This window comes from Flavobacterium branchiophilum NBRC 15030 = ATCC 35035 (assembly GCF_002217205.1).
GTDB lineage: Bacteria > Bacteroidota > Bacteroidia > Flavobacteriales > Flavobacteriaceae > Flavobacterium > Flavobacterium branchiophilum.
The window spans coordinates 58,833-67,461 of record NZ_MUGT01000014.1 but is presented as its reverse complement, the minus strand read 5'-3'; the positions used below and the strand labels follow the sequence as shown (position 1 = coordinate 67,461).

The window sequence follows — 8,629 nt, the reverse complement described above, 5'->3', positions numbered from 1 at the left end:
GCATCTTTGGACTATTTTATAAATATATTTGGTATAACTATTTGGTATGAGTTACGGACGGTCATATATATAACAAAACAATCATGAAAAGCACCACTTGAACCCTTCAGGTTCGAAAATTTATAAAATAAATAAATATATGAATAATAAGTATTAAATTATAAAAATTTTATTTTACAATATATAATGGAATTTCAATTTGATGACGAAGTTTATCTACGGTTGTTCCAAAAATCAAATCTTTAATGCCTGTATGTCCGTGAGTACCCATTACTAATAAATCAAAATGGTGTGTATTGATTAAATGGGGGATAACTTTGTATGGTTTTCCGAATCCTAATAATACCTCAACATTATAACCTTTGTCTATTAATTGGGTTTGGTATTGTTGCAACAATTTTTCGTCTATATGGGTTTCATGGTCCAGAATGTGTTTGCCATATACTAATGCACCCACCGTTTCTACTACGTGTATTAGGGTATATTGTGCCTTTTTGCCTCCTAAATCAAAAGCATTTTGTAGGGCCTTTTGATCAGCTTTAGTGAAATCTATGGCAATGGCAATGTTTTTTAAATCAGACGATTGGTGGTCTAAATAAGTAAAATGGACTGGATGTGGCGAATGGTTGTGGTCCAAAAACGGATTGCGACTTATAAAAGGCTTGATGGTAAGATACAACAACAATCCTAAAAAAAACACGGCTAGCGGTACAACGGTAAGGTATAGAATTAAAGGGTTTTGAGTTTCTTGAATCCATTGGTATAATTGTTCAAAAACCAATTTGGCATTGAGCGATACAATAATCAAGGCAATCAACCAAGCTACAATCTGAGTTAATGTTTTTATTTGAAAACCTTTCATTTTTTGAGGATCACTTACAAAATGGATGAGTGGAATAATGGCAAAACCCAGCTGAAGACTTAAAACAACTTGACTAAAAATAAGTAGTTTTCCTGTAACGCTTTCGCCAAAAATCAAAATCACTACTACGGCAGGCACAATGGCTATTAGCCTAGTAATCACCCGTCTGACCCAAGGTTGTATGCGTAAATTCAAATAGCCTTCCATAATAATTTGCCCTGCCAAAGTACCCGTTACAGTAGAGCTTTGCCCTGCTGCTATAAGTGCAATTGCAAACAAAATGGGAGCCCATTTGCCCAACAAGGGTTTCATAAGTTGGTGAGCATCTTGAATTTCGGCTACATGAAAATAACCGTTTTTATAAAAGGTAGCTGCTGCCAAAATTAGAATAGCCGCATTGACAAAAAACGCAAAATTGAGTGCTAAAAGGCTGTCAAAAAAATTATATTTGATGGCTTGTTTGATCCCTTCGTTGGTTTGGTTAAATTTTCGGGTTTGAACTAATGACGAATGTAAGTATAAGTTGTGTGGCATTACTGTAGCTCCAATAATTCCAATGGCTATATATAAAGCGTCGTTGTTTGGAATCGAAGGTATAAATCCTTTAAGGAGTGCAGCCGTTTCTGGTTGTGCAAAAAACATTTCAAATACAAACGAAATACCAATAATTAAAACCAAAACAATGATAAAAGCCTCCATTTTTTGAATGCCTTTTTGAATTAGAAAAAGCAATAAAAAAGTATCCAAAACGGTAATAACAACCCCAAAAATAAGCGGTATGTCAAACAAAAGGTTGATGCCTATGGCCATGCCTAAAACCTCGGCCAAATCGCAGGCTGCAATTGCAATTTCGGCCAAAAAATAAAGGATATAATTGATAAACTTAGGATAGGTTTCTCGTGAGGCTTGAGCCAAATCGCACTGGGTAACTATACCAAGTCTTGCACTAAGGCTTTGCAACAAAAGAGCCATTAAATTGCTCATGAGTAATACCCATAGCAGCTGGTATCCAAACTGGCTGCCACCTGCCAAATCTGTTGCCCAATTGCCCGGATCCATGTAACCCACACTTACTAAATAGGCGGGGCCAAAAAAAGCCATTATTCGCCGATAAGTAGATTTTTTGTGTAGTGTCGAAACACTTTGATGTACTTCTTCTAATGATTTGCTCATAAAAAAATGGGTGTTTTTTTGTTATCAAAAACTCAAAATAGGGTAGGGGTGGTGCTTTCAATTACCACCCTTGATTGATGCCGTTTTTTAATACTTCTTCATATTTTTGTTTGTCAAATCGAAAATAATTTGGAGCTTTGTGGGCAACTTTAGTTTTTTTCTCATCTAATTTGATGATGATTCCAATATGGGTAATCTTTCTTAAAAAATTGCGTCGGTCCAATTGTCGCCCTAAAATAGTTTCATACAATTTTTGTAATTCGGGAATTGTAAATTTTTCTGGAAGCAATTTGTATCCAATGGGCAACAAATTTAGTTCTTTTTGTAATGTTTCAAGGGCTTTGTCTAAAATATCTTTATGATCAATGATAAATTCGTGCGATGCTCTAGGATCTATCCATTCCATTGCTTCAGATTTTTTTGATTTAGAAAATTTAATATCTCTAAAATTGACCAAGGCATAATAACCAATAGAAACAAATCGTTGCAAGTACCATGCTTGGTCTTTTTCGGATATTTTCAATTCTTTAAATGCTTGAGGAGTAAAGTTATTTTCGCTACGGGTAACGTGTCCAAAAGCGGCAAACTGCCGAAGAAAAATGCCTTTCAAACCCGTTCTTTTAAAAAGAATGTTATGGGCCGCAGTGTCCAAATCCTCCTCTTTTTTGATAAATCCACCAGGCAACGACCATTTGGAATGGTATGCAGACTTGATGGCCAACACCTTTAACTGGTTGTCATGAAAACCAAATATGACACAGTCTATGGATAATCCTGGAATATATTGGTTGGTGTCTATCAATATTGGTTCGATCATAATGAGGGTAATTTGTTTAAAAAAAATAAATAAAGTAACTTAAATTTGAAATAGTGTTTGGTATTTCAAAATATTGATGCCAATTCCATTTTCAAAACCATTTCAATGCGGTAAAGATACAACGATGATTTTGGTTTTGCAAGATATAGGTTTGATGTTGCTTTTATACAAAAAAGATTAGTAACCATTGTTTGTAACATCATGAGGCTATTTTGTGGAATAAAAACAATTGAATTTATCCAAAATAAGGCCTTCATAAAATGTTTAATTTTTATTTATTTCCTAAGGACTTCATTCCGAAAATGAATGCCCCAATTTAAAATTTCTTCTAATAAACCATTCATTGACTGTCCAAGCGGTGTAAGTGAATATTCTGTAGTAACGGGCATTGTATCGTGTAGCGTACGCTTGATAATTTGATTTATTTCTAAGGCTTTCAACTCTTGTGATAGCATTTTGGGCGAAATATCAACAATATCTTTTTGTATTTCACCAAAACGCTTATTTCCATAAGTCAAAGAAATGATAATTGGAATTCGCCATTTTCCTTGAATAACATCTAGCGCATCTCTTGTTGCCATCAACCGTATCCGACAAATATCTTCTTTATGATTCATCATTTTTTTTGGGATTAATGAGTACTTACCTTTAAGTAACTACTTACCATTGGGTAATAACTATATTTTAGAAAGTAAAATTACGTATATTTGTTTTATAATTTTGTAAAACAACAAATAAATTTTAAAAAAAATGACAGCAAAGACTAAAAAAATCATTTATTGGGTGCTTACAGGCTTGGTAGCCTTTGTATTTATTGGCAGTGCCATAGGAAAATTAACTGCAAATGACCAAGTGTTACAAATGGCAGAAGGATTTGGACTCAATGCCCAAAGTTATACCATGTTGGGGGTTGTAGAAATAGTAAGTACCCTCCTTTTTATTTATCCTCGAACTGGAATTATCGGGACACTACTATTGGCAGCTTATATGGGTGGTGCAATTGCCACACATTTAGAGCATGGTCAATCTGTAATTGCACCTTGTATCATTCAAGCTTTTGTATGGATGGTAGCCTTGTATCGTTTTCCAGAATTACAAACAAGAATTTTAAACACAAAACAATCATGAAAATTCTAGCCATTGGAGGGAGTAACTCTAAAAATTCTATCAACAGAGCCTTAGCAAACTTTACGGCTCAATTATTTATTGGCTCAACCGTTTCAACTGTAGATATTAGTTTGCTGACAATTCCCATTTATAGCATTGACAATGAAAATGATCTGGGAATTCCAAATGAAGTTACTGCTTTTGCAAATCAAATAGATGAAACAGACTTAATTATCTTGTCATTGGCAGAAAACAATGGATCTTTTAATGTGGGGATAAAAAACATTTTAGATTGGACTTCTCGCATCAAAGACAGAAAAACCTTTAATAACAAGCCAATGCTTTTAATGGCAACTTCGCCAGGTGCCAGAGGTGGGACAACCGTATTGGAATCGGCAAAAATGTTATTGCCATTTTCTGGAGCTGATATAAAAGCCACATTTTCATTACCAAGCTTTTACCAAAATTTTGATTTAGAAAAAGGCATAACAAATGTTGAACTATTAGATAATTTGAAAACCATTATTAAAAATTTGGGCAATTAATCTAGCATTATACCAAAATATATTTATAAAATAGNNATTTTAGCAAAAAAGAACCAATAGATTGGGCTATTTTATATGTATATTTGGTATAACTTTTAAATTTGATACTATTAGATTAAATAGCTAAAAAACCACTATAAAGCAAGTAAATTCGGAAGACATAAACTTTGTAGTACCAAGAAGTGATGTTTGAAAGTGATTATTAAACAGTAAATTTGAAACCTATATTTTAAATCCTCAAATTTCTTATCCTCAAGTAGTTCTAACCTGTAATTCATAAAAAGTTTAAAATTATACGACAAATATACAAAAAAAACTATACCACCATCGTCAATTGGACTCGTTTTCTGGCTTCGTCCACCTCAACTACTTTTACTTGAACGTGTTGGTGCATTTTTACTACTTCGTTCACATCCGATACAAAGCCTTCTTTTAATTGCGAAATGTGAACCAATCCGCTTTCTTTAATTCCCAAATCTACAAAGCAACCAAATGCCGTGATGTTGTTCACAATGCCTGGTAAAATCATGCCGGTTCGCAAATCGGAAATGGAACGCACATTGGGGTCAAATTCAAAAATCTTTGCGGCTTTTCTCGGGTCCAATCCGGGTTTTTCAAGCTCTTTCAAGATGTCTTTTAAAGTCAAAATTCCAATTTCGGGCGTAATATATTGCTCGGGTTTTATGAGTTTGATCTTGTCTTTATTGGCAATTAATGCCTCGGTTTTGATGCCTAAATCTTTCGCCATTTTTTCAACAATGGAATACGCTTCGGGATGCACTGCCGAATTGTCTAGCGGGTTTTTTCCATCTTTAATTCGGATGAATGCTGCCGCTTGCTGAAATGCTTTTTCGCCCAATCGTGGTACTTTTTTGAGTTGCTTTCTATCTTCAAAAGGTCCGTTTTCTGCACGATAGGCCACTATGTTTTCTGCCATTTTTTCGCCAATGCCCGACACATAACTCAGCAACGATTTGCTTGCCGTGTTGATGTTGATACCCACAGTATTTACACAACGCACAACAACCGTATCCAATTCTTCTTTCAATTTAGATTGGTCCACATCGTGCTGGTACTGTCCTACTCCAATAGATTTGGCATCTATTTTTACCAACTCCGCCAACGGATCCGAAAGCCGTCGCCCAATAGAAACCGAACCCCGAACCGTTACATCATAACTTCCAAATTCTTCTCTTGCAATTTTGCTTGCCGAATACACCGATGCACCCGCCTCCGAAACTACAAATACCTGAACGGGCTTGTCGAAAGCAATTTTCTTGATAAAAAATTCCGTCTCGCGGCTGGCCGTTCCGTTTCCAATAGAAATGGCTTCAATATTATATGCATTCACCATGGATCGAATTTTTTTCATGGCCATTGCGGTGTCGTTTTGTGGAGCATGCGGATAAATGGTTTCGTTGTAGAGCAAATCGCCTTTTTCGTCCAAACAAACTACCTTACAACCGCTTCTAAAACCTGGGTCGATGGCCAGAATTCGCTTTTCGCCCAAAGGAGGTGCCAATAATAATTGACTTAAATTGCCTGCAAAAACGGCTATGGCTTTCGTGTCGGCTTTGGCTTTGGCTTCTTGCAAAGTTTCATTGGAAATGACGGGCTCTAGCAAGCGTTTGTAACTGTCTTTTATAGCCAATTCCAAATGTGTTTTGGCCTCCGATCGTTGATTTTTGATGACGTTTTGTGATATAAAATCAATCGCCTCTTCTTTTTCGATGGCTACATTCAGTTTGATAAAACCCTCAGCTTCTGCACGCAACATGGCCAACAAGCGATGGGAGGGTGCTTTTGATATGGGCTCTGCCCAATCGAAATATTGACTAAACTTTTGTGCCGCTTCGTCGTCTTTCTTGGCTTTGACTACCTTGGAACCAATTTCGGCTTTGCGTTGAAACGTCCTACGCAAGTTTGTTCTTATATAAATGTTTTCGTTAATCCATTCGGCAATAATGTCTCGGGCACCTTGCAAGGCTTCATCTTCGTTCAATACCTTGTCGTTCAAATATTTAGATGCCATAAAATCAATGTCATCATTGTTTTGACTCATGATAATTTTGGCCAAGGGTTCCAAGCCCTTTTCACGAGCCACATCGGCTTTGGTTTTTTTCTTTTTCTTGTATGGCAAATACAAATCTTCCAATTCCTGCAAGTCAAAACTTTGGGTTATTTTTTTAGACAATTCGGGGCTTAATTGGCCTTGTTCTTCTATAGATTTCAAAACGGCTTCTTTGCGTTTGACAATCTCTTCAAATTGCTTGTTGAGTTTGGCAATTTGTTCGATAACCACCTCGTCCAAATTGCCTGTTTGGTCTTTTCGGTATCGAGATATAAACGGAATCGTACAATCCTCTGAAAGTAGTTGTAATGTTGCTTCGAGTCCTTTTATGCCACTTTGAGGCATTTGCAAAGCCTTTTGAATGTATTGAATATGGGTCATTTGAAATTTTTTATAAGCACCAAAAATAATATTTACAATTGAAATGCCCTCTATATTATGGATAAATATTTTTATGGTTTTAAATTTTAAATTACGTTGCTATTTGTATGAAATACTTCTCAAAATTGACTCTATAATGTGTTTTGAACTTTTAAATACTAACTAATGTTTATTAGTAAGGCCATATCATTTGTTGTGTTTTTAATATAAATGTATGAAATATTAATTTTGAAACTACATGTCAGCTACACATTTTAATATAAAAAAACTACACATTTTACGCATATATCCATTATTTTTTTAATGGTGCATAAATTTTTTAATATATTAAATAATTAATTTTCAATTGTTTGAAAAAAAATGATGAGAAAATATATTTCAATATGTATGTATTGTGTATAATCAAAGGGCAACTAAAACTTATATTGTATATAAATTTGGCACAACAATACAAAAAGGAAAAACAAATTTAAGTTCAGGAATTTTCGGTTTGTTGGATGTTGGCTCAGGAATTTTTTATTAATAACAATTGCATAAATTTTTAATAAAAAAACTTATTATAAAATAAGTCAGGTACGTTTAGGGATTTTAAAATTAATTTACAATAAAACTTATTAAATTTATTTTTTATGAAAAAAAACACAAAAAATATTCATATTGGTTCCATTTTAGAACAATCTGTTGAGGAACAAAATATTTCGTTAGAACGAGTTGCAAAATATTTTAAATGTTCTATAGACGATGTAGAAAAAATGTTTTTAGATAAGAGTTTAGATTCTGAACAGTTACTCAAATGGTGTAAATTATTGAAATACGATTTTTTTAGATACTACACGGGGCATCTTATTCTATATCATGGTATTTCTACTAGTGTTCGCAAACAAGCGGATAAAAATATGCAAGGTTTTTTTAAAAAAAATGTATACACTGTTCAAATTAAGAATTACATATTAGACGGTATAAATAAAAATAAATTTACAATTAATGAAGTTATGGACAAGTATAATATTCCTAGAACTACTATTTACAATTGGCTCAGAAAAGAAACAGTAATAGATTATAAATTAAACAACTAGAATTGATGACTTATATAAACGTAAAATCAAAAAGAAAAATATTTAACAGAAACGAAATATCCGAAATCTTGGCGTTTCAACGGTGCAATCATTTAGACGACAATGAAGTTTCGCTATTTTTTAAAATCAAGCCTAAACAACTACAACGTCTGAAATTGATTCACCATAAATTTTTGACACCTATAAGCTTGTTTGCTAGTAGTGATGAAAAATAATGGATTTGCTTTAAATAAACTTTATGAACTAAAAACTTTTTAATATTATGAAACCTAATTATTATCAATTATATTCGGACATGTTTGACGAAAAAATTATATCGAATTTGAAGAAAGATTTGAGTTTTTTAAAAAAAGAAAACGTATCAAATTTAGACATTATCAATTTTGATCAAGAAATCAATCTTCATTCAAAAAGTCATAACTTTGAAAATCAAAAATTGAGGTCTTATGACGAAAACACAATTACAAAGGTTTTGTCATATCAAAAAGAATATGCTCTAACAGATTATCAAACCTCTTTACATTTTAAAATTAGCCGCAATACTCTAAGAAAATGGCGGAATTATTACAATAGATAAATTATTTTTTTCTTGATTTT

General features: G+C 33.5%; 8 protein-coding genes. 4 read left to right on the top strand and 4 right to left on the bottom strand.

Annotated features, from left to right (window positions below):
* Positions 1-169: 169 nt before the first annotated feature.
* The 3 genes from B0A58_RS02120 to B0A58_RS02110 all read right to left on the bottom strand — a co-directional run bounded on the left by B0A58_RS02120 (position 170) and on the right by B0A58_RS02110 (position 3,472).
* Positions 170-2,035, bottom strand: coding sequence for an Nramp family divalent metal transporter (locus B0A58_RS02120; RefSeq protein ID WP_089079686.1), 1,866 nt, complete (start codon positions 2,033-2,035; stop codon positions 170-172).
* 61 nt (positions 2,036-2,096) lie between these two features.
* Positions 2,097-2,852, bottom strand: coding sequence for an NUDIX hydrolase (locus B0A58_RS02115; protein WP_089079685.1), 756 nt, complete (start codon positions 2,850-2,852; stop codon positions 2,097-2,099).
* Between the two features lie 275 nt (positions 2,853-3,127).
* Positions 3,128-3,472 carry a winged helix-turn-helix transcriptional regulator gene (locus B0A58_RS02110; RefSeq protein ID WP_089079684.1) on the bottom strand — a complete coding sequence of 115 codons (345 nt, stop codon included), beginning with the start codon at positions 3,470-3,472 and terminating at the stop codon, positions 3,128-3,130.
* A 130-nt stretch (positions 3,473-3,602) separates the two neighbouring features.
* On the opposite strand from B0A58_RS02110, the gene B0A58_RS02105 reads away from it, so the two are divergent.
* Complete coding sequence (locus B0A58_RS02105) at positions 3,603-3,980, top strand: DoxX family protein (RefSeq protein ID WP_089079683.1); 378 nt, start codon at positions 3,603-3,605, stop codon at positions 3,978-3,980.
* Positions 3,977-4,504 carry an NADPH-dependent FMN reductase gene (locus tag B0A58_RS02100; protein WP_089079682.1) on the top strand — a complete coding sequence of 176 codons (528 nt, stop codon included), beginning with the start codon at positions 3,977-3,979 and terminating at the stop codon, positions 4,502-4,504. The genes B0A58_RS02105 and B0A58_RS02100 overlap by 4 nt, the downstream gene beginning before the upstream one ends.
* Before the next feature lie 316 nt (positions 4,505-4,820).
* Here B0A58_RS02100 and B0A58_RS02095 read toward each other — a convergent pair whose 3' ends face one another.
* Positions 4,821-6,956, bottom strand: coding sequence for a Tex family protein (locus tag B0A58_RS02095; protein WP_089079681.1), 2,136 nt, complete (start codon positions 6,954-6,956; stop codon positions 4,821-4,823).
* Between the two features lie 629 nt (positions 6,957-7,585).
* Here B0A58_RS02095 and B0A58_RS02090 point away from each other — a divergent pair.
* Both B0A58_RS02090 and B0A58_RS02085 read left to right on the top strand, forming a co-directional pair.
* The gene (locus B0A58_RS02090) at positions 7,586-8,032 is read left to right on the top strand and encodes a transposase (RefSeq protein ID WP_089079680.1); all 447 of its coding nucleotides are present in this window, start codon (positions 7,586-7,588) and stop codon (positions 8,030-8,032) included.
* Between the two features lie 262 nt (positions 8,033-8,294).
* A complete protein-coding gene (locus tag B0A58_RS02085) occupies positions 8,295-8,609 on the top strand; it encodes a transposase (RefSeq protein WP_089079679.1) in 315 nt (104 codons plus the stop codon).
* Positions 8,610-8,629 lie beyond the last annotated feature (20 nt).

What these genes read in the sequence shown, in the direction of transcription:
- B0A58_RS02105 (WP_089079683.1), top strand. Translation starts at nt 3,603, where the DNA reads ATGACAGCAAAGACTAAAAAAATCATTTATTGGGTGCTTACAGGCTTG.
- B0A58_RS02085 (WP_089079679.1), top strand. Translation starts at nt 8,295, where the DNA reads ATGAAACCTAATTATTATCAATTATATTCGGACATGTTTGACGAAAAA.
- B0A58_RS02090 (WP_089079680.1), top strand. Translation starts at nt 7,586, where the DNA reads ATGAAAAAAAACACAAAAAATATTCATATTGGTTCCATTTTAGAACAA.
- B0A58_RS02110 (WP_089079684.1), bottom strand. Translation starts at nt 3,472, where the DNA reads ATGATGAATCATAAAGAAGATATTTGTCGGATACGGTTGATGGCAACA.
- B0A58_RS02115 (WP_089079685.1), bottom strand. Translation starts at nt 2,852, where the DNA reads ATGATCGAACCAATATTGATAGACACCAACCAATATATTCCAGGATTA.
- B0A58_RS02095 (WP_089079681.1), bottom strand. Translation starts at nt 6,956, where the DNA reads ATGACCCATATTCAATACATTCAAAAGGCTTTGCAAATGCCTCAAAGT.
- B0A58_RS02120 (WP_089079686.1), bottom strand. Translation starts at nt 2,035, where the DNA reads ATGAGCAAATCATTAGAAGAAGTACATCAAAGTGTTTCGACACTACAC.
- B0A58_RS02100 (WP_089079682.1), top strand. Translation starts at nt 3,977, where the DNA reads ATGAAAATTCTAGCCATTGGAGGGAGTAACTCTAAAAATTCTATCAAC.